This window comes from Citrobacter amalonaticus (assembly GCF_018252635.1).
Taxonomy (GTDB): Bacteria; Pseudomonadota; Gammaproteobacteria; order Enterobacterales; family Enterobacteriaceae; genus Citrobacter_A; species Citrobacter_A amalonaticus_E.
In genome coordinates, this window is the sequence record NZ_JAGTXM010000002.1 from 667,100 (window position 1) to 689,811 (window position 22,712).

Genomic DNA, 22,712 nt, shown 5'->3' on the forward strand with positions numbered 1-22,712 from the left:
TAGACTTGTAAACCTAAAACTTTTTAATTTGGTTTACAAGTCGATTATGACAACGGACGATATCACTTTTGATCAGCGCCACATCTGGCATCCCTATACCTCTATGACGTCCCCGCTACCGGTCTATCCTGTTGAACGGGCCGAGGGCTGCGAACTGATTTTATCCAGCGGTGAGCGCCTGATTGATGGCATGTCGTCGTGGTGGGCTGCGATTCACGGCTACAATCACCCGCAGCTCAATGCGGCGATGAAAACCCAGATTGATGCCATGTCGCACGTGATGTTCGGCGGGATTACCCATGCCCCCGCCGTCAACCTGTGCCGTAAACTGGTCGCCATGACGCCCGCAACGCTTGAGTGCGTATTCCTCGCCGATTCCGGTTCCGTCGCGGTGGAAGTGGCGATGAAAATGGCGCTGCAATACTGGCAGGCCAAAGGGGGATCCCGTCAGCGCTTCCTGACGTTCCGTAACGGCTATCACGGCGATACCTTCGGCGCGATGTCGGTCTGCGATCCGGACAACTCCATGCACAGCCTGTGGAAGGGGTATCTGCCGGAAAACCTGTTTGCTCCCGCGCCGCAAAGCCGGATGGATGGCGAGTGGGATGAGCGTGATATGGTGGCCTTCGCGCGCCTGATGGCCGCACACCGTCATGACATCGCGGCAGTTATTCTTGAGCCGATAGTCCAGGGGGCTGGCGGTATGCGCATGTACCATCCGGAGTGGCTGCGCCGTATCCGCAAAATGTGCGACCGCGAAGGCATTCTGCTGATAGCCGATGAAATCGCTACCGGATTTGGCCGCACGGGCAAACTGTTTGCCTGCGAACACGCCGGGATCGCACCCGACATTCTGTGCCTGGGTAAAGCGCTGACCGGCGGGACGATGACCCTCTCTGCCACCCTGACCACCCGCCAGGTGGCGGAGACCATCAGCAACGGCCAGGCGGGCTGCTTTATGCATGGCCCGACGTTTATGGGTAATCCGCTGGCCTGCGCGGTAGCGACCGCCAGTCTGTCTCTGCTGGAATCCGGCGACTGGCAGGCGCAGGTATCGGCCATTGAAACCCAACTCCGTCAGGAACTCGCCCCGGCCCAGACGTCGCCGTGGGTGGCTGATGTGCGAGTGCTGGGGGCGATCGGCGTGGTGGAAACGACGCATCCGGTCAACATGGCGGCCCTGCAAAAATTCTTTGTCCGGCAGGGCGTGTGGATCCGTCCGTTTGGCAAACTCATCTACCTGATGCCGCCGTATCTCATTGAGCCAGCGCAACTGCGTCGTCTGACGCAGGCCGTGAACGACGCTGTGCGCGAAGAAACATTTTTTAACGCGTAATTGACGGTAAGCTGTGAGGTTTCTGGCTACACTTTTGGCGAGAATGAAGGAGAGCGCATGAAATTAATCAGCAACGATCTACGCGACGGAGATAAGCTTCCCCAGCGCCACGTCTTCAATGGTATGGGCTATGACGGCGATAACCTTTCTCCGCACCTGGCCTGGGATGAAGTGCCTGCCGGCACGAAGAGTTTCGTCGTAACCTGTTTCGACCCCGATGCGCCAACCGGTTCCGGCTGGTGGCACTGGGTCGTCGCCAATATTCCTGCCGACACCCGGGTGCTGCCCCAGGGCTTTGGCTCCGGACTGGTTGCGCTGCCGGACGGCGTTATCCAGACGCGGACCGATTTCGGTAAAGCGGGCTATGGCGGCGCGGCACCGCCAAAAGGCGAAACCCACCGTTATATCTTTACCGTTCACGCACTGGATGTGGACAAGATTGACGTCGATGAAAGCGCCAGCGGCGCGATGGTAGGATTTAACGTCCATTTCCACTCGCTCGCCAGCGCCTCAATTACCGCGATGTTCAGTTGATTGGTGTCATGCCGGATGACGATGCTCACGCGTCTTATCCGGCATACGGAAAGGATTCGTAGGCCGGATAAGCGTCAGCGCCATCCGGCAATGTATTAAAGAAATTCCGGCACCAGCCGCAGCAAAGTCCCCTGCGCAAGCAATTGGGTCGCACGCTCAATATCCGGGGCGAAGAAACGGTCCTGAGTGTAATGCGCGACCTGCTCACGCAATACCGTTCGCGCCTGCTCCAACAGTGGGCTTGACGTTAACCCTTCGCGCAGGTCGATCCCCTGACAGGCTGCCAGCCACTCGACAGCCAGCACACCACGCGTATTCGCCGCCATTTCCCACAACCTGCGTCCCGCCGCCGGAGCCATCGATACATGATCTTCCTGATTCGCCGACGTTGGCAGGCTGTCCACGCTGTGCGGATGCGCCAGCGCTTTGTTCTCACTGGCAAGCGCCGCCGCCGTCACCTGGGCTATCATAAAGCCGGAGTTCACCCCACCGTTTTTGACGAGGAACGGCGGCAACTGTGACATATGTTTATCCATCATCAGCGCAATACGGCGTTCGGACAGCGCGCCAATTTCAGCAATCGCCAGCGCCAGATTATCTGCCGCCATTGCTACCGGTTCCGCATGGAAATTGCCGCCGGAGATAACATCTCCCAGGTCTGCAAAAACCAGCGGGTTATCGGAAACCGCATTGGCTTCCGCCAGCAGCACGTCCATCACCTGGCGCATCTGGGTCAGACACGCCCCCATCACCTGCGGCTGACAGCGCAGAGAATACGGGTCCTGCACCTTTTCACAATTGTGGTGCGACGCCGATAACGCGCTGGTTTCTGTCAGGACATGACGATACAGCGACGCCGCATCTATCTGCCCACGCTGTCCGCGCGCGGCGTGAATTCGTGCATCAAACGGACGGCGGGATCCCAGCACCGCTTCGGTGGTTAACGATCCGCACACGATAGCCGACGCAAACAACGCCTCTGCTTCAAATAGTCCGCGCAACGCAAACGCTGTCGACGCCTGCGTCCCGTTAAGCAGCGCCAGCCCTTCTTTCGCCGCCAGCGTAATCGGCTCCAGTCCGGCTTTTTTTAGCGCGTCCTTCGCCGGCAGCCATTTACCCTGCCAGCGTGCCTTTCCTTCGCCCAGCAGCGTGAGCGACATATGGGCCAGCGGTGCCAAATCACCGGACGCGCCCACCGATCCTTTCGCCGGAATATGCGGCCAGACCTCGGCGTTAACCAGCGCAATCAGCGCCTCTATCACGCTAAGACGAATACCGGAGAAGCCGCGCGCAAGGCTGTTTATCTTCAGCACCATAATCAGGCGCACCAGCGCATCATCTAACGCATCGCCCACGCCTGCCGCATGCGACAGCACCAGCGAACGCTGCAGGTTTTGCAGATCGTCATCGGCAATGCGCGTCTGCGCCAGCAGACCAAAGCCCGTATTTATGCCATAGGCCGTGCGCCCCTCGGCAACAATGGCGTTCACGCATGCCACGCTGGCGTTAATGCCGTCAATCGCGCTGGCGTCGAGGCGCAGTTTAACCGGCTGCTGCCAAATCTCACGCAGTTGTGAAAAGCTCAGATCGCCTGGCGTTAAGGTCATGGTGTTCATATCAGCGTATCTCCTGCGTTGCCGCAACCATCGGTAGATTCAACCCCTGTTCCGCGGCGCACGCCACGGCGATGTCATAGCCCGCATCCGCATGACGCATCACGCCGGTCGCCGGATCGTTATGCAGGACCCGGGCAATACGCTCAGCGGCTTCATCGCTGCCGTCACAAACAATCACCATCCCGGCATGCTGCGAGAAGCCCATTCCCACGCCGCCGCCGTGATGCAGCGATACCCAGGTGGCTCCGCTCGCCGTGTTGAGCAGCGCATTGAGCAGAGGCCAGTCGGAGACTGCGTCAGAGCCATCGCGCATTGCTTCGGTTTCGCGATTCGGGCTGGCGACAGAGCCGGAGTCCAGGTGGTCGCGGCCGATCACAATCGGCGCTGACACATCCCCACGACGCACCATTTCGTTAAATGCCAGGCCGAGTTTTTGCCGCCATTCGAGTCCTACCCAGCAGATACGCGCCGGCAGCCCCTGGAAATGAATACGCTCCCGCGCCATGTCCAGCCAGCGGTGGAGATGTTCGTCATCCGCCACGATCTCTTTGACTTTGGCGTCGGTTTTATAAATATCCTGTGGATCGCCGGACAGCGCCACCCAGCGAAACGGCCCGATGCCACGGCAGAACAGCGGGCGAATATAAGCCGGTACGAAACCTGGAAAGGCAAAGGCGTTTTCCACGCCCATCTCTTTAGCCATCTGACGAATGTTGTTGCCGTAGTCGAACGTCGGCACGCCCATGTCGCTGAACGCCAGCATCGCCTCAACGTGTTTTGCCATCGAGCGCTTCGCGGCCTCTACCGTTGCCTGTGGATCGGAGCGCGCGTTTTGTTGATAGGTTTCCCAGTCCCAGCCGGAAGGCAGATACCCATGCAGGGGATCGTGGGCGCTGGTCTGGTCGGTGACCATGTCCGGACGCACACCGCGTTTCACCAGTTCGGGCAGCACATCTGCCGCATTAGCGCACAGGGCAATCGACACGGCTTTACCTTCGCGGGTATATTTTTCAATTCGCGCCAGCGCATCATCAAGGGAGGTCGCCTGTTCATCGACATACCGGGTGCGCAGGCGGAAATCAATGCGGCTCTGCTGACATTCAATATTCAGGGAGCAGGCACCTGCCAGCGTCGCCGCCAATGGCTGCGCCCCCCCCATGCCGCCGAGCCCGGCGGTTAACACCCAACGCCCGCGCAGATTGCCATTGTAGTGCTGCCGTCCTGCTTCAACGAACGTTTCATAGGTGCCCTGCACAATTCCCTGACTGCCGATATAGATCCAGCTTCCGGCCGTCATCTGTCCGTACATCGCCAGCCCTTTCGCATCCAGTTCGTTGAAATGCTCCCAGGTCGCCCAGTGAGGCACGAGGTTGGAGTTGGCGATCAGCACGCGCGGGGCGTTCTGGTGGGTTCTGAACACGCCAACCGGTTTACCGGACTGGATCAGCAGCGTTTCGTCCTCTTCCAGTTGAGTCAGAGCGTGAATAATCGCGTCATAGCATTCCCAGTTACGGGCCGCGCGGCCTATACCGCCGTACACCACCAGCTCATGTGGGTTCTCGGCGACCTCGGGATCCAGATTGTTCATTAACATGCGTAATGGCGCTTCAGTCAGCCAGGATTTGGCCGTCAGCGTTGTCCCGCGCGGGGCACGGATATCTTGCTGACGATACTTGCTATGAGACATAACAACGACTCCTCACAGGCGTGCCGGATAAGGTCTATACGGCAAAGGGAATGATTAGGTGTGAGGTAAATATATACTTGTCTATACAAGACATAACAAGACGGAATTTAACAAACAAGATACATTTTTGTTATATTGCGTCAGCAATCACGCTTTTCAGCCTACGCGTTTCAGGAAGAGAAGTGGCCCTGCAAGCGGTATCTGGCCCCCGGGAAAAGCAAACGCGCATGAGAAACGATCTGCGTGGCAGACCAGGTGGTACGACGAATAAGCAGACAAGGATCGGTCTCGCTAATGTCCAGTAAGGCACACTCTTGCGCCGTAGCGCGTACCGCTTCAACAATGTGCTCCCCTTCCGTCAGCGGGGCAATCAGCGACAGATAGGCATGCGGCGTGGTCTGGCTGTAATCCTGCGCCAGATAATCCGGCACAATGTCGGCATTCACACAGCGATCTTCAATTTGTACTGGCTGGTCGTTTTCAAAATGGACCATCACAGAATGGAAAATCGCCGTGCCTTCAGTCACCTTTAGCGCTGCTGCCTGTCGCGCATTGGCCGGTTTCTTTTCCAGAATCAGCACCTCACAGTGATGCCGGTGCGCCCGTGCGGCGATTTCGTCGGCAATACTGCGAATTTCAAACAGCGCGGACTGGCCTTTCGGCTCCGCGACAAAGGTTCCCACCCCCTGCAGGCGCACCAGCATCCCTTCGTCGGTCAGTTCACGCAGCGCCCGGTTGATGGTCATCCGACTAAAGCCGTACTGCGCCACCAGCTCTGCCTCTGACGGAATACGATCGTGCGGCTGCCAGACGCCGCTGGCGATCTTTTCGCTAATCTCGCGTTTAACCGTCTCATAGAACGGTGCGGGAGCAGAACGAGGGCGAGAGAGTGTCATGGGAATGTTTTACCTTATCAATCGATTACTGCCACCAGTGGGCGATTTGCCAGCCGAGCCGTGCAGCCACGCGTGCCGACCTGCCATCATTATCAAAGCGCGGGGTAAATTCAACCATATCCACCGCCTGGAGCTTACCGCTGCGACAAACAGGTTCAATCAGTTTCAACAGGGTCGCCAGCGGCACGCCCAGCGCCGCAGGTGCCGATACGGCGGGCATCTCGCCTGCAGGCAGGACGTCGAGATCGACGGTCAGATAGAGTTTATCCACCTCGCTGCTAAACGCCGCCAGTTGAGCGTGGGCTTCATTGCACTGCAAATCTTCCACCACCAGCACGTTGCGCTTTTGCGCCTCATCCCACAGCGCCTGGGTATTTGCCGCCCGACTGACGCCAATGCACGCATAGCGGAACTCACGCTGCTGCTGATCGCAAAGCAGCGCCAGTTGACGAAACGGCGTGCCAGAGGTTGCCATCCCGGCGCTACGCAGATCCAGATGCGCGTCGAGGTTAATGATCCCTATCCGCTCGCCAGGAAATGCATCGAAAATGCCCGCCCCATGGCCGAATGCCGTTTCGTGTCCACCGCCAAGGACGAAAGTGCGCATCCCCGCCTGCTGACATTGACAGACCGCATCGCGCAGCGCCTGCTGCGCCCCTTCCAGATCCGTCGTTGGAGCCAGCAGATTCCCCATATCCACCAGTCGCTCATGTCCCGCGTGACTCGCCAGGTTAGCCAGCGCTGAACGCAGCGCGTCCGGTGCTCCGGCGGCGCCAGGACGCCCCTGATTACGCTTGACCCCCTCATCGCAGGCAAAGCCGAGCAGCGCGATCCTGTCGCGGTAACGCTCTGGCGAAAATGTCTGGCTGCGTTCGATCGTCTGAAACAGGCGTAACGCGTTGGCGGCCTCACCGCGGTCATCTCGCCCCCGCCACAGGTCAGGGGCAGCAGCTTCCCATTGCGTCATGTGATTTGTCCTCGGAATATGCGTTGATACAGCGGGTTACGCCCAGGTTCATAGAGGATCTCCACCGGGTTTTGCGCATCCCAGACGTTAAAGTCGGCGACGTAACCCGCCTTCAGTTGTCCGTGCGTCGACTGGCGGCCCAGCGCCTGAGCGGCATGACGGGTGACACCCGCCCAGGCCTCTTCCGGCGTCAGTCCAAACTGAACGCAGGCCATATTCATCGCCAGATGCAGACTGATAAAGGGGCTGGTGCCGGGATTGAAATCCGTCGCCACCGCCATCGGGATCTGGTAGCGGCGTAGCAACTCAACGGGCGGGCGCTGCGTCTCTTTGAGGAAATAAAACGCCCCCGGCAGGAGTACGCCAACGGTGCCGCTGCGACGCATCGCCGCCACGCCAGCTTCATCAAGATATTCAATGTGGTCCGCAGAAAGCCCGTGATAGCGACTGACCAGTTGCGTTCCGCCAAGCAGAGACAACTGCTCGACATGCCCTTTGACCGGAATGCCCGCAGCCTGCGCTGCGCGCAATACCCGCTCGCTTTGCGCCAGGGTAAACCCAACGCTCTCACAGAACAGATCGACGGCTTCAAACAGCCCCTTTTCCCATAGCTGCGGCAGAATCGTTTCGCAGACGTAGGTGATATAGCCGTCAGGATTGTCCCGATACTCAACCGGTACGGCATGTGCCGCCAGCAGCGTGGGGCTGATTTCGATAAGATTCTCTTCGGCAAGACGGGCCGCGACGCGCAGCATCTTTGCTTCTGCTGTCACATTCAGTCCATAACCGGATTTCACCTCCACCAGCGTTACCCCCTCACGCATCAGACGCGCAATCCGCGCCCGTGCGGAGATATAGAGCGCCTCCTCCGTTGCAGCACGTGTCGCCGTCACGGTGGCATTAATACCGCCTCCCTGCGCGCTGATCTGCTGATACGAGACGCCATTCAACCGCTGTTCCCACTCGCTGGCGCGGTTGCCGCCAAACACCAGATGGGTGTGACAGTCAATCAACCCGGGCGTCACCAGACGCCCTTGCAGGTTATGCGTATTGGCGTGCGTCGTCGGGAGAGACGCCTCCGGCACAATCGCCAGCACGCGCCCCTCACGGATAATCAACGCATGATGGTCCAGCATGCCATATGGCGTCGTTTGTGCCGGATCGAGCGTCGCCAGACGGAGGTTTCGCCAGAGCGTATCATCAGGTAACAGGTGTTGCATGCTCTCTCCAGGTTGTCTTAGGTTGTATAGACATTTATTTGAGATCGTTCGCCGGAAGTCAATCATCCTGGAAAAAATGTTACTTAATTGTGACTTTGACGATACCCGAATCCGCGCGGAGTGGTTTAAAAAACAACTTTTTAGCTTTTCACCTTCCTGTTTTGCTCAACTTAGTATAAAAAAGCAGGCTTCAATGGATACTTTTTTAGCCCGGAGCAACTCGTGAACACATCATCAGTTTCCCGTCTGGCGCTGGCACTGGCTTTTGGCGTGACGCTGACCGCCTGTAGCTCTACCCCGCCGGATCAAATTCCTTCCGATCAAACCGCGCCAGGAACCTCCTCGCGCCCGATTTTATCGGCGAATGAAGCGCAGAATTTTGTCGCTAAACACTATTTTTCGTCCCTGACGCCGAATACCGCGCCGTGGACGCCGTCTTCGATTTCGCTGCCCGCGCAGCCTGACTTTGTCGTCGGCCCGGCCGGTACGCAAGGTGTTACTCACACCACCATTCAGGCAGCAGTGGATGCGGCGATCACCACGCGCACCAACAAACGTCAGTACATTGCGATTATGCCGGGTGAGTATCAGGGAACCGTCTATATCCCTGCGGCGCCAGGCAGCCTGACGTTGTACGGAACGGGGGAAAAACCGCTGGATGTGAAGATTGGCGCGGCAATTGACGGTGAAATGAGTACCGCTGACTGGCGTCATACGGTGAACCCGGGCGGGAAATATATGCCTGGCAAACCGGCCTGGTACATGTTTGACAACTGCCAGAGCAAACGCGGCGCGAACATTGGCGTGATGTGTTCAGCCGTATTGTGGTCACAAAATAATGGTCTGCAGTTGCAGAATCTGACCGTTGAAAACAATCTCGGCGATAGCGTGGATGCGGGCAACCACCCGGCCGTTGCGCTGCGCACCGACGGCGATAAAGTGCAGATCAACAATGTGAACATTCTGGGCCGCCAGAACACCTTCTTTGTGACCAACAGCGGCGTGCAGAACCGTCTGCAGAATGACCGTCAGCCGCGTACCCTGGTGACCAACAGCTATATCGAAGGCGATGTGGATATCGTTTCTGGTCGCGGCGCAGTGGTGTTCGATAACACCGACTTCCGCGTGGTGAACTCGCGTACTCAGCAGGAAGCGTACGTCTTCGCACCGGCAACGCTTGCGAACATTTATTACGGTTTCCTCGCCACCAACAGCCGCTTTACCGCTGCCGGTGACGGCGTGGCACAGTTGGGCCGCGCACTGGATGTCGACAGCAATACCAACGGTCAGGTCGTGATCCGCGATAGCGTGATTAACGAAGGCTTTAACCTGGCGCAGCCGTGGGCTGACGCGGTGATCTCTAAACGTCCTTTCGCGGGTAATATCGGTGCGAAGGATGATAAAGGCGAAACCCAGCGTAACCTGAACGACACCAGCTTTAACCGCATGTGGGAATACAATAACCGCGGTGTGGGCAGCAAAGTGGTGGCAGCACCGAAGCAGTAAGCATAAAAAAACCGGCATCCTTAGATGCCGGTTGTTCTTTTATCGGTTGGCTAAAAAGTCCCCGCTTAATACGCGTTAACCACCACCCACATCGGGCCCTGGCCTACCGCATAACGTCCCTTCTCCGTTAACAGTCCCTGCGCACCGGCAATCTCGTACACCGCGATATGGTGCGACTTCTGCCCGGCAGCAATCAGATATTTCCCGCTATGGTCAACGTTGAAGCCACGCGGCTGCGTTTCGGTTGGCTGAAAACCTTCTTTAGTCAACACACTGCCATCTTCTGAAACGCTGAACACGGTAATCAGGCTGGCGGTACGGTCGCAGGCATACAGATGACGACCATCCGGCGTGATGTGAATGTCCGCAGCCCAGCGGGTGTCGGAGAAGTCCGCCGGCATCATGTCCAGCGTTTGCACGCATTCAATGTCACCGTGCGGATCTTTCAGTTCCCAGACGTCCACGGAGCTGTTGAGCTCGTTGATACAATACGCGTATTGCTGATTCGGATGGAACGCCATATGGCGCGGACCGGCTCCTTCAACGGTGGTCACTTCCGCTGGCTCTTGCGCCACCAGCTTACCGTCATCGCTGAGGGTAAACAGGCAGATGCGATCCTGCTTCAGCGCAGGCACCCACAGGGTACGGTTGTCCGGGGAGATATTGGCAGAGTGACAGCCATCCATCCCTTCCACCACATCCACCACTCCAACCGGCAGACCGTCTTCCAGACGGGTGACGCTAACGTTGCCCGCGTTATAGGAGCCAACGAAAACGAAACGACCATGATGATCGGTTGAAATGTGCGTCGGACTGCCCGGCAGCGCGGATTCTGCGGCAAACGTCAGCGCACCATCATCCGGCGCTATCCGGTATGCCAGGACGCGGAATTCAGGACGCACGCCCACGTAGAGATAACGTTTATCGGGGCTGACCACCATCGGCTGCACCTGCCCGGGTACATCAACCACCTGTACCAGCGTCAACGCGCCATCATGACTCAGACGCCAGACATGGATCTGTTGGCTCTCAGGACTGGCGGTATAAACGGTTTGCTTCATGAATGCTCCTCTGCTTTAGGCAACTGGCTGCAATAATGGAATACAGCTTAACGTAGTCGCTTTTAACGGTGAATGCTGAATCTACGAACGAAATTTTGCCTGCTCCCCGTCCCGGTGTACCATTCAGGCAGACAAAATTTCAATGTTAATCGGGATGACGATATGACCGCTCGCGTGATTGCCCTGGATTTAGATGGAACCCTGCTGACCCCGCAAAAAACCCTGCTCCCCTCGTCTGTCGAAGCGCTGTCACGCGCCAGAGAGGCTGGCTACCAACTTATCATCGTCACCGGGCGTCATCACGTCGCAATTCATCCTTTTTATCAGGCACTGGCGCTGGATACACCTGCAATTTGCTGTAATGGGACCTATTTGTATGATTATCACGCAAAAAACGTTCTTGCAGCCGATCCCTTGCCGGTTAACCAGGCGCTACAGCTTATTACGCTGCTGGAAGCGCATCAGATTCATGGCCTGATGTACGTAGATGATGCCATGCTCTATGAGCATCCGACCGGCCATGTCGTTCGCACATCAAACTGGGCGCAGACGCTGCCGCCGGAACAGCGCCCGGTCTTCACCCAGGTTCCGTCACTGGCGCAGGCGGCGCACGATGTCAACGCGGTCTGGAAATTCGCGCTGACAGACGAAGATATCCCTAAACTGCAGCAATTTGGCAAGTATGTCGAAGAGCAGTTGGGCCTTGAGTGTGAGTGGTCCTGGCACGATCAGGTCGATATTGCCCGTCAGGGCAACAGCAAAGGCAAACGCCTGACCCAGTGGGTTGAATCTCAGGGCGGGTCAATGGAAAACGTAATTGCCTTCGGGGATAGCTACAACGATATCAGTATGCTGGAAGCCGCCGGCACTGGCGTGGCGATGGGCAATGCTGACGACGCCATCAAAGCGCGTGCCAACGTCGTCATCGGCGACAACGCCAGCGACAGCATTGCGAAGTTCATTTATAGCCATCTGCTGTAATCAGGCGGTGATGGATACGCTCTTAATCTGCGCGTACAGCCAGAGACCAGGTTTGATCCCCAGTTCATCCCTGGCCCATGGGCTAATACGCGCCCATAGCGTTTTGCCTCCCACTTCAAGCTGAACTTCCACCTGCCCGTTATCGTCGTAGCATTGGACCACCTTCGCACGCAGGATATTACGAATGCTGGTCTGCTGCGGCGGCTGTAATACCAACGAGACATCCGACGCCTGAATGCGAATGCGCAGCGAGGCCTGCAGCGGCTCATTAAGTTTATTGACCCACAGATGCTGGTCTCCCAGCGCCAGCGCCGTCATCGCGTAATGCGGATGATGCTCCAGCACGCTCACTTTCAGAATGCTGCTCTGCTGTTCTTTCGGCAACCACGGGTGCATCACGCTGCTGCCCCAGACCTCTTCCAGCGCGCCAAACGCCTTCACCTGACCGTTTTCCAGCACCATCACGTTATCGGCAAGATGAAGAATTTCATCGAGTGAGTGGCTAACGTAGAGCATAGGAATGCTGATCTCCCGCGCCAGACGTTGCAAATAGGGCAACAACTCACGCTTACGCGGAATATCCAGCGAGGCCAGCGGTTCATCCAGCAGCAACAGTTCCGGCGCGGTCAGCAACGCCCGGCCAATCGCCACACGCTGTTTCTCACCGCCGGAGAGGCCGCCCGGCAGCCTGTCGAGCAGATGCTCAATGCCCAATAGCGCCACCAGCTTATCGAACTGGCCGGCCATGCTTTTCGCCATTCCGTAACGCAGATTACCGCGCACTTTATAATGGGGAAACAGGCGCGCATCCTGAAAGACGTAGCCAATCCGCCGTTTTTCCGGGGTCAGACAGATGCGATTTTCCGTGTCGTTCAGCACCCGTCCGTTGAGCACGATCCGCCCTTTCTGCGGGCGCGTCAGACCACTAATCGCATTAATGAGCGAGGTTTTCCCGGAACCGGAGACGCCAAAAATCGCGGTAATACCGCTGGCAGGAAGCGTTTCGTTGAGCGTGACGCAGTGGGTGCCGAGCGTCTGGGAGAAATTGAGTTCCAGCATAATTATCGCCCCGTCCGCTCGCGGCTGAGCCGCGCCAGCCATTCAGAAATTAACAGTGAAATCAGCGCCAGTACAATGGAGATCAGGCACAGTCGCGCCGCTGCGCTTTCACCACCCGGCGTCTGGATCAGGGTATACATCGCCGAAGGAATAGTGCGCGTTTCACCGGGAATATTGGAAACAAAGGTAATCGTCGCGCCAAACTCACCGAGCGAGCGGGCAAACGCCAGTACCGTCCCGACAATAATGCCAGGCAGCGTCAGCGGAAGCGTAATAGTGAAGAAGACGCGCCAGCGTCCCGCGCCCAGCGTCCGGGCGGCCTGCTCCAGCTTGAGATCCACCCCTTCCAGCGCAAGCCGGATAGCGCGCACCATCAGCGGGAAAGACATCACTGCCGCCGCCAGGACTGCGCCGCGCCAGCTGAAGGCAAAGGTAATGCCAAACCAGTCATACAGCCACTGGCCGATAAAACCGCGCCGTCCCATCGAAACCAACAGCAGATAACCGACCACCACCGGCGGTAATACCAGCGGCAGATGCAGTACGCTATCCAGCAGGGCTTTGCCAGGAAAAGTGCAGCGCACCAGCAGCCAGGCAAAGAAGATCCCAAACGGCAAACTAAACAACACGGCCAGGGAAGACACTTTCAGGCTCAGAAGAACGGCCTGCCATTCAGGATCGGTCAATATCATTACTTGGTCGTAAATCCGTAACGTTTAAAGATTTCAGCAGCCTGCGGTCCTTTCAGGTAATCATAGAACGCGCTGACCGTGGCGTTTTTATGTCCATCAACAATCGCGATGGGGTACTCCACTTTTTTGTGCGAATCTTCCGGGAAGGTAGCCACGACGTTAACACCTTTGCTGGCAACTGCGTCAGAGCCGTAAACGATACCCAACGGCGCTTCGTTACGCTCAACCAGCGCCAGGGCGCCGCGCACATCTTCCGCCGGAGCCAGTTTCGGTGACAGCGTCTCCCAGGCTCCCAGTTTCTGCAACGCTTCTTTTGCGTAGATCCCCGCCGGAACGTGTTCCGGATCGCCTACCGCCAGACGCCCACCGTTCAGCAGCGTCGTCCAGTTGGTTTTATTGTCGATCGTAAAATCTTTCTGCTCACTGGCCTTTGGCGCCACCACCACGAGGCTATTGCCCAGCAGCGTCTGACGCGTTGCGGTATCAATCGATTTTTTATCTACCGCGTAGTCCATCCATTTCTGATCGGCAGAAATGAACAGATCCGCTGGCGCACCGGCTTCGATCTGGCGAGCCAGCGTCGAAGACGACGCAAAAGAGGAGACCACATCGACATTCTTCTCTTTTTTGTACTCTGCCGCGATATCCTGCATTGCATTGGTCAATGACGCCGCTGCAAATACGGTAATTTTCCCTTCATCCGCCAGCGTTTGTCCGGCAACCGTCAGTGATAATGTTGCCCCAGCAAACAAGCGTAACCATGTACGGGCCATCTGTAACTCCTTTCGTTAATCGTTATGTAGACGCAAATATAACGACAAAGCAACGCTTTTCCCAGAAGTTATTGATACCTATAAGAGGTTACGCAAAGAAAATATCGGCAGGAATAAGGAGAACTTGAGATACAAACCCAACAGGTCCTGGGTCAGATAAAGGGGGCCAGCAAATATGCAACCTGAAAGATAAGGAAACAAAAACGCCCGACTGAGCGGGCGTTTGGGAAATCAATGATTCTGCCTGGACTGGTCTTTCTGACCGATACCGGAGAAAATGTTGAACACTTCACCGAGACCGTAAATCAGACCCAGGATGATGGCCATCACCACAGGTACCATGATTACGGCGAATACCAGACTTTTCAATAACTCTAACATGGTCAACTCCTGATATAGTCCTTGATGTATTCTAACCGCATCACTGAGAAAAGCACTCCCCTTTTGTGCGGTCGGCTTTGCGTCTCTGCGGTTTTCCGTCACAATAACCTTTTTGCCAGGATCTTGTTATGCAAGCCGAAATCCTTCTTACCCTGAAACTTCAGCAAAAACTGTTCGCCGATCCCCGACGCATCTCTTTGCTCAAGCATATTGCGCTTTCCGGTTCCATTAGTCAGGGCGCGAAAGACGCAGGCATCAGCTATAAGAGCGCCTGGGACGCCATCAATGAAATGAATCTTCTCAGCGAACAAACGCTGGTCGAACGAGCGACGGGTGGTAAAGGCGGCGGCGGCGCGGTGTTAACCCGCTACGGTCAGCGTCTGATCCAGCTCTACGATCTGCTGGCGCAGATTCAGCAAAAAGCCTTCGATGTCTTAAGCGACGATGATGCGCTGCCGCTCAATAGCCTGCTGGCGGCCATCTCGCGTTTTTCCCTGCAAACCAGCGCGCGCAACCAGTGGTTCGGCACCATTACCGCCCGCGATCGCGATCAGGTTCAGCAGCATGTCGACGTGCTGCTGGCCGATGGTGAAACACGACTGAAAGTGGCCATTACTGCCCAGAGCGGTGAACGTTTAGGGCTTGATGAAGGCAAAGAGGTCCTCGTGCTGCTGAAAGCGCCTTGGGTGGGGATTACCCAGAATGATGCCATTGCTCAGGCGGCGGATAACCAGCTCCAGGGCATTATTCATCATATTGAACGCGGCACAGAGCAGTGTGAAGTGTTGATGACGCTGCCGGACGGCCAGACGCTGTGCGCCACCGTGCCGGTGGACGCCGCCGCCACGCTGACAGAGGGCGCGAACGTCACAGCCTATTTTAACGCTGACAGAGTGATTATCGCGACATTGTGTTGAGTGCGCATTATGCGACGTTTCAGACGACGGCCTGATAGCAAATCACATTGACATTCCTCCCCGGAACACGTATCCCTGTCATTCATCGCTGCAAAAAATGGGATACAAAATGTCATCGTTGCATGTTTCGCAAGGCATGTTTCGTCTTAGCGACACAAAAACGCTTCACCTGGATTCCGTGAGGTTAAACGCGGGTGAGAGCTGGGCGTTTGTCGGCTCGAACGGAAGCGGGAAATCGGCGCTGGCACGTGCGCTGGCCGGCGAATTGCCGCAGCTCAAAGGCGAACGCCTGTGCACGTTCTCACGGATGGCCCGCCTCTCCTTCGAGCAGTTGCAAAAACTGGTCAGCGATGAATGGCAGCGTAATAACACCGATATGCTCAGTCCTGGCGAAGAGGATTCCGGACGAACCACGACGGAAATCATTCAGGACGAGGTGAAAAACCCGGCCCGCTGCGCGACGCTGGCGCAACAGTTTGGTATCACTCACCTGCTCGATCGCCGCTTTAAATATCTCTCTACCGGCGAAACACGCAAAACGTTGCTCTGCCAGGCGCTGATGGCTGAGCCGGATCTGTTGATTCTCGATGAGCCGTTTGACGGTCTTGACGTCGCCTCCCGCCAGCAACTGGCAGTACTGCTTGAAACGCTACATCAGTCAGGTATCACGCTGGTGCTGGTGTTGAACCGCTTTGATGAAATCCCGGCATTCGTGCAGTATGCCGGTGTGCTGGTCGACTGTACCTTAACGGAAACCGGGGCGAAAGCCGACTTACTCCAGCAAGCGCTGATCGCCCAGCTCGCTCATAGCGAACGACTGGAAGGGGTGGCATTACCTGAAGCTGACGAACCCGCCGCCCGTCCCCTTCTGCCTGCCGATTCACCACGGATCATCCTCAGGAATGGCGTTGTGTCGTACAACGATCGCCCTATTCTCGATCGTCTGAGCTGGCAGGTGAATCCCGGCGAACACTGGCAGATTGTCGGCCCCAACGGGGCAGGAAAATCGACACTGCTCAGCCTGGTAACCGGCGACCATCCACAGGGTTACAGCAACGATCTGACGCTGTTTGGCCGTCGTCGCGGCAGTGGTGAAACTATCTGGGATATCAAAAAACACATTGGCTACGTCAGCAGCAGTCTGCATCTCGACTACCGGGTGAGTACCACGGTGCGCAATGTGATTTTGTCAGGCTATTTCGACTCTATTGGAATTTATCAGGCCGTGTCGGACCGCCAACAAAAACTCGCACAGCAGTGGCTGGACATTCTGGGACTCGACAAACGCACTGCTGATGCGCCGTTTCATAGTCTCTCCTGGGGGCAACAGCGGCTGGCACTGATCGCCCGTGCGCTGGTTAAGCACCCAACCCTGCTGATTCTCGACGAACCCTTACAGGGACTGGATCCACTGAATCGCCAGCTTATTCGTCGCTTTGTCGACGTGTTGATTAGCGAGGGCGACACGCAGCTGCTGTTTGTCTCTCATCACGCTGAAGATGCGCCAGCCTGCATTACCCACCGTCTGGAGTTTGTGCCAGACGGTGAGACCTATACCTATCAGCAAACGCGGCTGCGTTAGTTTTCATCCATGGGCGCGAAAGCGCCTTTCTATTTTCGGATAAAAGGCGCAATCATTCTTAAAGTTAATGATTTATAATTGATTAATTGATGACTCAGCGTGAGAAATCACGAGTGTAAACGATTCCACTATTTTATTCCGTGTCACACTTTTCGCATCTTTGTTATGCTATGGTAATTCCATACCATAAGCTTAACGGAGCGAATTATGAGAGTTCTGGTCACCGGTGGTAGCGGTTACATAGGAAGTCATACTTGTGTGCAATTGCTGAAAAACGGTCATGACGTCATCATCCTTGATAACCTCTGCAACAGTAAGCGCAGCGTACTGCCTGTTATTGAACGTCTGAGCGGTAAACATCCGACGTTTGTTGAAGGCGATATCCGCAACGAAGCGCTGATGACGGAGATCCTGCACGATCACGCCATTGACACCGTCATCCATTTTGCCGGACTGAAGGCCGTCGGCGAATCCGTTGCAAAGCCGCTGGAATACTATGACAACAACGTCAATGGAACGCTGCGACTGATTAGCGCCATGCGCGCCGCTGGCGTCAAAAACGTCATTTTCAGCTCATCGGCAACCGTCTACGGCGACCAGCCGAAAATCCCTTATGTCGAAAGCTTCCCGACCGGTACGCCGCAAAGTCCTTACGGCAAAAGCAAGCTGATGGTCGAGCAGATCCTCACCGATCTGCAAAAAGCCCAGCCGGAGTGGAGCATCGCGCTGCTGCGCTATTTCAACCCGGTCGGCGCGCACCCTTCAGGCGACATGGGCGAAGACCCGCAGGGCATCCCGAATAACCTGATGCCTTACATCGCGCAGGTTGCGGTGGGCCGTCGCGATTCCCTCGCCATTTTTGGCAACGACTACCCGACCGAAGACGGCACCGGCGTACGCGATTACATCCACGTGATGGATCTCGCTGACGGCCACGTTGCCGCGATGGAAAAGCTGGCGGGCAAACAGGGAGTCCATATTTATAACCTCGGCGCGGGCGTCGGCAGCAGCGTGCTGGACGTGGTCAATGCCTTCAGTAAAGCCTGCGGGAAACCGGTGAACTACCATTTTGCTCCGCGTCGCGATGGCGACCTGCCTGCCTACTGGGCGGATGCCAGCAAAGCCGACCGCGAACTGGACTGGCGCGTGACGCGTACGCTTGATGAAATGGCGCAGGATACCTGGCACTGGCAGTCGCGTCATCCGCAGGGATACGAGGATTAAGAAACATCATGAGTCAATTCAACCCCGTCGATCATCCGCATCGTCGTTTTAATCCGCTCACCGGACAGTGGATTCTGGTGTCGCCGCATCGTGCCAAGCGCCCCTGGCAGGGGGCGCAAGAAACGCCCTCTAACGACGTGCTACCGGCACACGATCCGGACTGTTTCCTGTGTGCGGGCAATACCCGCGTCACCGGCGATAAGAACCCGGATTACCGCGGGACGTTTGTGTTCACCAACGACTTTGCCGCGCTAATGACGGATACGCCTGACGCGCCGGACAGTCACGACCCGCTGATGCGCTGCCAGAGCGCGCGCGGCACCAGTCGCGTTATTTGCTTTTCGCCGGATCACAGTAAAACCTTACCGGAGCTTAGCGTTCCTGCCCTGATCGAAATTGTGAAAACCTGGCAAGCGCAAACCGCAGACCTCGGAAAACACTATCCCTGGGTGCAGGTCTTTGAAAACAAAGGCGCGGCGATGGGCTGTTCTAATCCCCATCCCCACGGTCAGATATGGGCCAACAGTTTCCTGCCAAACGAAGCCGAGCGCGAAGATCGTCTGCAAAAAGACTATTTTACTGAGCAAGGCTCACCGATGCTGGTTGATTATGTGCAGCGCGAGCTGGCTGATGGCAGCCGTACGGTGGTAGAAACCGATCACTGGCTGGCTGTCGTCCCTTACTGGGCGGCCTGGCCGTTCGAAACGCTATTGCTGCCGAAAGCGCACGTGCTGCGCATCACCGATTTGACCGACGAACAGCGTGCTGACCTTGCGCTGGCGTTGAAAAAACTGACCAGTCGTTACGACAACCTGTTCCAGTGCTCCTTCCCCTATTCAATGGGCTGGCACGGCGCGCCGTTTAACGGTGAAGAGAATGAACACTGGCAGCTACATGCGCACTTTTATCCGCCGCTGCTGCGTTCCGCGACCGTGCGCAAATTTATGGTCGGTTACGAAATGCTGGCCGAAACCCAGCGCGATCTCACAGCGGAACAAGCGGCAGAGCGTCTGCGCGCGGTCAGCGACATCCATTTTCGCGAATCCGGAGTATAAAAATGAGTCTGAAAGAGAACACACAATCTCTGTTTACCGAAATTTTCGGCTACCCTGCGACCCACACTATTCAGGCGCCAGGCCGCGTCAATCTCATCGGTGAACACACCGATTATAACGATGGCTTTGTGCTGCCTTGCGCCATTGATTATCAAACCGTCATCAGTTGCGCAGCCCGCAACGATCGCCTGATCCGCGTCATTGCGGCCGATTACGATAATCAGACTGACGAGTTCTCCCTTGATGCCCCTATTGTGACCCATGACAGCCAGCAATGGGCAAACTACGTGCGCGGCGTAGTGAAGCACCTGCTCAAACGCGACAGCAGCTTTGGCGGCGCGGATCTGGTGATCAGCGGTAATGTTCCACAGGGGGCCGGGCTGAGCTCTTCCGCATCGCTGGAAGTGGCCGTCGGTACCGTGTTCCAGCAGCTTTACCATCTGCCGCTGGACGGCGCACAGATTGCGCTCAACGGCCAGGAAGCGGAAAACCAGTTTGTCGGCTGTAACTGCGGCATTATGGATCAGCTCATCTCCGCACTGGGCAAGAAAGATCACGCCCTGTTGATCGACTGCCGCACGCTGGGCACCAAAGCGGTCTCAATGCCGCAAGGCGTAGCGATCGTCATCATCAACAGCAACTTCAAGCGCACGCTGGTTGGGAGCGAGTACAACACTCGCCGTCAGCAATGCGAAACGGGCGCGCGATTCTTCCAGCAGCCGGCCCTGCGTGATGTCAGCCTGGATGCCTTTAACGCCGTAGCAAACGAACTGGACCCACTGGTTGCCAAACGCGTCCGCCACGTGTTAACTGAAAATGCGCGTACTGTTGAAGCCGCCAGCGCGCTGGAAAAAGGCGATCTGCAACGCATGGGGCAACTGATGGCGGAATCGCACGCCTCGATGCGTGATGATTTCGAAATCACTGTGCCGCAGATTGATACGCTGGTTGACATCGTCAAAGCCACGATTGGCGAGAAAGGCGGCGTACGCATGACCGGCGGTGGATTTGGCGGTTGTGTCGTGGCGCTGCTCCCGGAAGCGCTGGTCCCTGCCGTCCAGCAAGCCGTGGCTGAACAGTACGAAGCGAAAACCGGTATCAAAGAGACATTCTATGTGTGCAAACCATCACAAGGAGCAGGACAGTGCTGAATGAAACACCCGCACTGGCACCCGATGGTCAGCCGTATCGCCTGTTAACCCTGCGTAATAATGCAGGGATGGTGGTCACGCTGATGGACTGGGGTGCTACGTTACTCTCGGCCCGCATTCCTCTTTCCGACGGCTGCGTGCGTGAAGCGCTGCTGGGCTGCGCCAGCCCGGAACACTATCAGGATCAGGCCGCGTTTCTGGGGGCCTCGATTGGTCGTTACGCCAACCGCATCGCCGACAGCCGCTATACCCTCAACGGGGAAACGGTAACTCTGCACCCGAGTCAGGGCGTCAACCAGTTGCACGGTGGACCGGACGGATTCGATAAACGCCGCTGGCAAATCGTCAACCACAATGAGCGTCAGGTTCTGTTTGCCATTAGCTCAGACGATGGCGATCAGGGTTTTCCCGGCAACCTCTGTGCCACGGCGCAGTATCGTCTGACCGATGACAACCGTATCTCGATTACCTATCGCGCGACGGTGGATAAACCGTGCCCGGTCAATCTGACCAACCACGTTTACTTCAACCTCGACGGCGATCAGACCGACGTGCGTAACCATAAGTTGCAACTTCTGGCGGATGAGTATCTGCCGGTGGATGAAGGCGGGATCCCACGCGATGGCCTGAAGCCGGTCGCCGGAACTTCCTTTGATTTCCGCACCGCGAAAGCGATCGCCAGCGATTTTCTTGCCGATGATGACCAGCGCAAAGTGAAAGGCTACGATCATGCCTTCCTGCTGCAGGCAAAAGGCGACAGTAAAAAGCCGGTTGCTCTGCTCTCTTCGCAAGACGGCAAATTGCAGATGGAGGTCTATACATCAGCCCCGGCACTGCAGTTTTATTCCGGTAACTTTCTCGGTGGTACTTCTTCGCGTGGGCCAAACGCCTACGATGATTATCAAGGCCTGGCACTGGAGAGCGAATTCCTGCCAGACAGCCCGAACCATCCGGAATGGCCGCAGCCAGACTGCGTTCTGCGCCCCGGCGAAGAGTATGCCAGCCTGACGGAGTATCGCTTTATTCCTTCCTGACGGTGTGGTACAACCTGTGAAAAATGCCCGATAACGCCTGCGTATCGGGCTTAAGACACCGCACCTTGCTCAAATCCCCACCACTCAAAGACAAAATCGCAACTCAGAGTTCACAAGAACCTTACACTGCTGCACTATTTTCGCTATGGTTATGCGTAAGCATTGCCGCTGCCGCGTCACGGCAATATAATGAGAATTATTATCATTCGATAAAGCTTGAGGAGTGAGAGTATGGCTGTAACTAAGCTGGTTCTGGTACGCCACGGCGAAAGCCAGTGGAACAATGAAAACCGCTTCACCGGTTGGTATGACGTTGATCTGTCCGAGAAAGGCGTGGGTGAAGCGAAAGCGGCTGGCAAACTGCTGAAAGCGGAAGGCTATAGCTTCGATTTTGCTTATACTTCCGTGCTGAAACGTGCCATCCACACGCTGTGGAACGTACTGGATGAACTGGATCAGGCCTGGCTGCCGGTAGAGAAGTCCTGGAAACTGAACGAACGTCACTACGGTGCGTTGCAGGGTCTGAACAAAGCAGAAACCGCTGAGAAATACGGTGACGAGCAGGTTAAACAATGGCGTCGTGGTTTCGCGGTGACCCCGCCGGAGCTGACCAAAGATGACGAGCGCTATCCGGGTCACGATCCGCGCTATGCCAAACTGACCGAAAAAGAGTTGCCGCTGACCGAGAGCCTGGCGCTGACCATCGATCGCGTTATCCCTTACTGGAACGACACCATTCTGCCACGCATGAAGAGCGGCGAGCGCGTCATCATCGCGGCACACGGGAACTCCCTGCGCGCGCTGGTGAAATACCTCGACAACCTGAGCGAAGACGAAATCCTCGAACTGAACATCCCGACCGGCGTACCGCTGGTGTATGAGTTCGACGAAAACTTCAAACCGCTCAAACGCTACTATCTGGGTAATGCCGACGAGATCGCTGCGAAAGCCGCTGCCGTCGCAAACCAGGGTAAAGCGAAGTAATATTTCCTTACGCCATACAAAAGCCGACTCACTGAGTCGGCTCTTTATTTCGACCT

General features: G+C 56.6%; 21 protein-coding genes. 11 read left to right on the top strand and 10 right to left on the bottom strand.

Annotated features, from left to right (window positions below; genetic code table 11):
• Window positions 1-46: 46 nt before the first annotated feature.
• Together bioA and KE671_RS07635 are read left to right on the top strand one after the other, a co-directional pair.
• Window positions 47-1,336 (top strand): adenosylmethionine--8-amino-7-oxononanoate transaminase, encoded by a 1,290-nt coding sequence (gene bioA / locus KE671_RS07630; protein ID WP_206162425.1) that lies wholly within the window; start codon window positions 47-49, stop codon window positions 1,334-1,336.
• A 57-nt stretch (window positions 1,337-1,393) separates the two neighbouring features.
• A complete protein-coding gene (locus KE671_RS07635; RefSeq protein ID WP_206162426.1) occupies window positions 1,394-1,870 on the top strand; it encodes a kinase inhibitor in 477 nt (158 codons plus the stop codon).
• A 95-nt stretch (window positions 1,871-1,965) separates the two neighbouring features.
• On the opposite strand, the gene hutH is transcribed toward KE671_RS07635, so the two are convergent.
• From hutH to hutI, 5 genes are all read right to left on the bottom strand, one after another.
• Window positions 1,966-3,486: a histidine ammonia-lyase gene (hutH, locus tag KE671_RS07640; protein ID WP_206162427.1), complete on the bottom strand. Its 1,521-nt coding sequence runs from the start codon at window positions 3,484-3,486 to the stop codon at window positions 1,966-1,968.
• 1 nt (window position 3,487) lies between these two features.
• The gene (hutU, locus tag KE671_RS07645; protein WP_206162428.1) at window positions 3,488-5,173 is read right to left on the bottom strand and encodes a urocanate hydratase; all 1,686 of its coding nucleotides are present in this window, start codon (window positions 5,171-5,173) and stop codon (window positions 3,488-3,490) included.
• A 170-nt stretch (window positions 5,174-5,343) separates the two neighbouring features.
• Window positions 5,344-6,069, bottom strand: a complete 726-nt coding sequence (locus KE671_RS07650) for a histidine utilization repressor (RefSeq protein ID WP_206162429.1) — start codon at window positions 6,067-6,069, stop codon at window positions 5,344-5,346.
• A 25-nt stretch (window positions 6,070-6,094) separates the two neighbouring features.
• Entirely contained in the window at window positions 6,095-7,036 is a 942-nt protein-coding gene (gene hutG, locus KE671_RS07655; protein ID WP_206162430.1) for a formimidoylglutamase, read from the bottom strand.
• Entirely contained in the window at window positions 7,033-8,256 is a 1,224-nt protein-coding gene (gene hutI, locus KE671_RS07660; RefSeq protein ID WP_206162431.1) for an imidazolonepropionase, read from the bottom strand. The genes hutG and hutI overlap by 4 nt, the downstream gene beginning before the upstream one ends.
• A 222-nt stretch (window positions 8,257-8,478) precedes the next feature.
• On the opposite strand from hutI, the gene KE671_RS07665 reads away from it, so the two are divergent.
• The gene (locus KE671_RS07665; RefSeq protein WP_206162432.1) at window positions 8,479-9,762 is read left to right on the top strand and encodes a putative acyl-CoA thioester hydrolase; all 1,284 of its coding nucleotides are present in this window, start codon (window positions 8,479-8,481) and stop codon (window positions 9,760-9,762) included.
• Window positions 9,763-9,827: 65 nt separating this feature from the next.
• Here the strand turns inward: KE671_RS07665 and pgl are convergent, their stop codons facing one another.
• Entirely contained in the window at window positions 9,828-10,823 is a 996-nt protein-coding gene (pgl, locus tag KE671_RS07670) for a 6-phosphogluconolactonase (protein ID WP_206162433.1), read from the bottom strand.
• 162 nt (window positions 10,824-10,985) lie between these two features.
• Between pgl and KE671_RS07675 the strand changes: the two genes are divergently transcribed.
• The gene (locus tag KE671_RS07675; RefSeq protein WP_206162434.1) at window positions 10,986-11,804 is read left to right on the top strand and encodes a pyridoxal phosphatase; all 819 of its coding nucleotides are present in this window, start codon (window positions 10,986-10,988) and stop codon (window positions 11,802-11,804) included.
• Here KE671_RS07675 and modC read toward each other — a convergent pair whose 3' ends face one another.
• The 4 genes from modC to KE671_RS07695 form a co-directional block, all read right to left on the bottom strand.
• The gene (gene modC / locus KE671_RS07680; RefSeq protein ID WP_206162435.1) at window positions 11,805-12,863 is read right to left on the bottom strand and encodes a molybdenum ABC transporter ATP-binding protein ModC; all 1,059 of its coding nucleotides are present in this window, start codon (window positions 12,861-12,863) and stop codon (window positions 11,805-11,807) included. It abuts the gene before it with no gap.
• 2 nt (window positions 12,864-12,865) lie between these two features.
• A complete protein-coding gene (modB, locus tag KE671_RS07685; protein WP_043001320.1) occupies window positions 12,866-13,555 on the bottom strand; it encodes a molybdate ABC transporter permease subunit in 690 nt (229 codons plus the stop codon).
• Window positions 13,555-14,328 carry a molybdate ABC transporter substrate-binding protein gene (gene modA / locus KE671_RS07690; protein ID WP_206162436.1) on the bottom strand — a complete coding sequence of 258 codons (774 nt, stop codon included), beginning with the start codon at window positions 14,326-14,328 and terminating at the stop codon, window positions 13,555-13,557. The genes modB and modA overlap by 1 nt, the downstream gene beginning before the upstream one ends.
• A gap of 231 nt (window positions 14,329-14,559) precedes the next feature.
• Window positions 14,560-14,709: an AcrZ family multidrug efflux pump-associated protein gene (locus tag KE671_RS07695; protein WP_003023026.1), complete on the bottom strand. Its 150-nt coding sequence runs from the start codon at window positions 14,707-14,709 to the stop codon at window positions 14,560-14,562.
• Window positions 14,710-14,837: 128 nt separating this feature from the next.
• On the opposite strand from KE671_RS07695, the gene modE reads away from it, so the two are divergent.
• The 7 genes from modE to gpmA all read left to right on the top strand — a co-directional run bounded on the left by modE (window position 14,838) and on the right by gpmA (window position 22,656).
• The gene (gene modE, locus KE671_RS07700; RefSeq protein WP_206162437.1) at window positions 14,838-15,626 is read left to right on the top strand and encodes a molybdenum-dependent transcriptional regulator; all 789 of its coding nucleotides are present in this window, start codon (window positions 14,838-14,840) and stop codon (window positions 15,624-15,626) included.
• A gap of 109 nt (window positions 15,627-15,735) precedes the next feature.
• Window positions 15,736-17,208: a molybdate ABC transporter ATP-binding protein ModF gene (gene modF, locus KE671_RS07705; RefSeq protein WP_206162438.1), complete on the top strand. Its 1,473-nt coding sequence runs from the start codon at window positions 15,736-15,738 to the stop codon at window positions 17,206-17,208.
• Window positions 17,209-17,415: 207 nt separating this feature from the next.
• Window positions 17,416-18,432 (top strand): UDP-glucose 4-epimerase GalE, encoded by a 1,017-nt coding sequence (galE, locus tag KE671_RS07710; protein ID WP_206162439.1) that lies wholly within the window; start codon window positions 17,416-17,418, stop codon window positions 18,430-18,432.
• 8 nt (window positions 18,433-18,440) lie between these two features.
• Window positions 18,441-19,487, top strand: a complete 1,047-nt coding sequence (gene galT / locus KE671_RS07715; protein ID WP_206162440.1) for a galactose-1-phosphate uridylyltransferase — start codon at window positions 18,441-18,443, stop codon at window positions 19,485-19,487.
• A gap of 2 nt (window positions 19,488-19,489) precedes the next feature.
• A complete protein-coding gene (gene galK / locus KE671_RS07720; protein ID WP_206162441.1) occupies window positions 19,490-20,638 on the top strand; it encodes a galactokinase in 1,149 nt (382 codons plus the stop codon).
• Window positions 20,632-21,672, top strand: coding sequence for a galactose-1-epimerase (gene galM / locus KE671_RS07725; protein WP_206162442.1), 1,041 nt, complete (start codon window positions 20,632-20,634; stop codon window positions 21,670-21,672). The genes galK and galM overlap by 7 nt, the downstream gene beginning before the upstream one ends.
• A 231-nt stretch (window positions 21,673-21,903) precedes the next feature.
• Window positions 21,904-22,656, top strand: coding sequence for a 2,3-diphosphoglycerate-dependent phosphoglycerate mutase (gene gpmA, locus KE671_RS07730; protein WP_061076897.1), 753 nt, complete (start codon window positions 21,904-21,906; stop codon window positions 22,654-22,656).
• The last annotated feature ends 56 nt before the right edge of the window (window positions 22,657-22,712 follow it).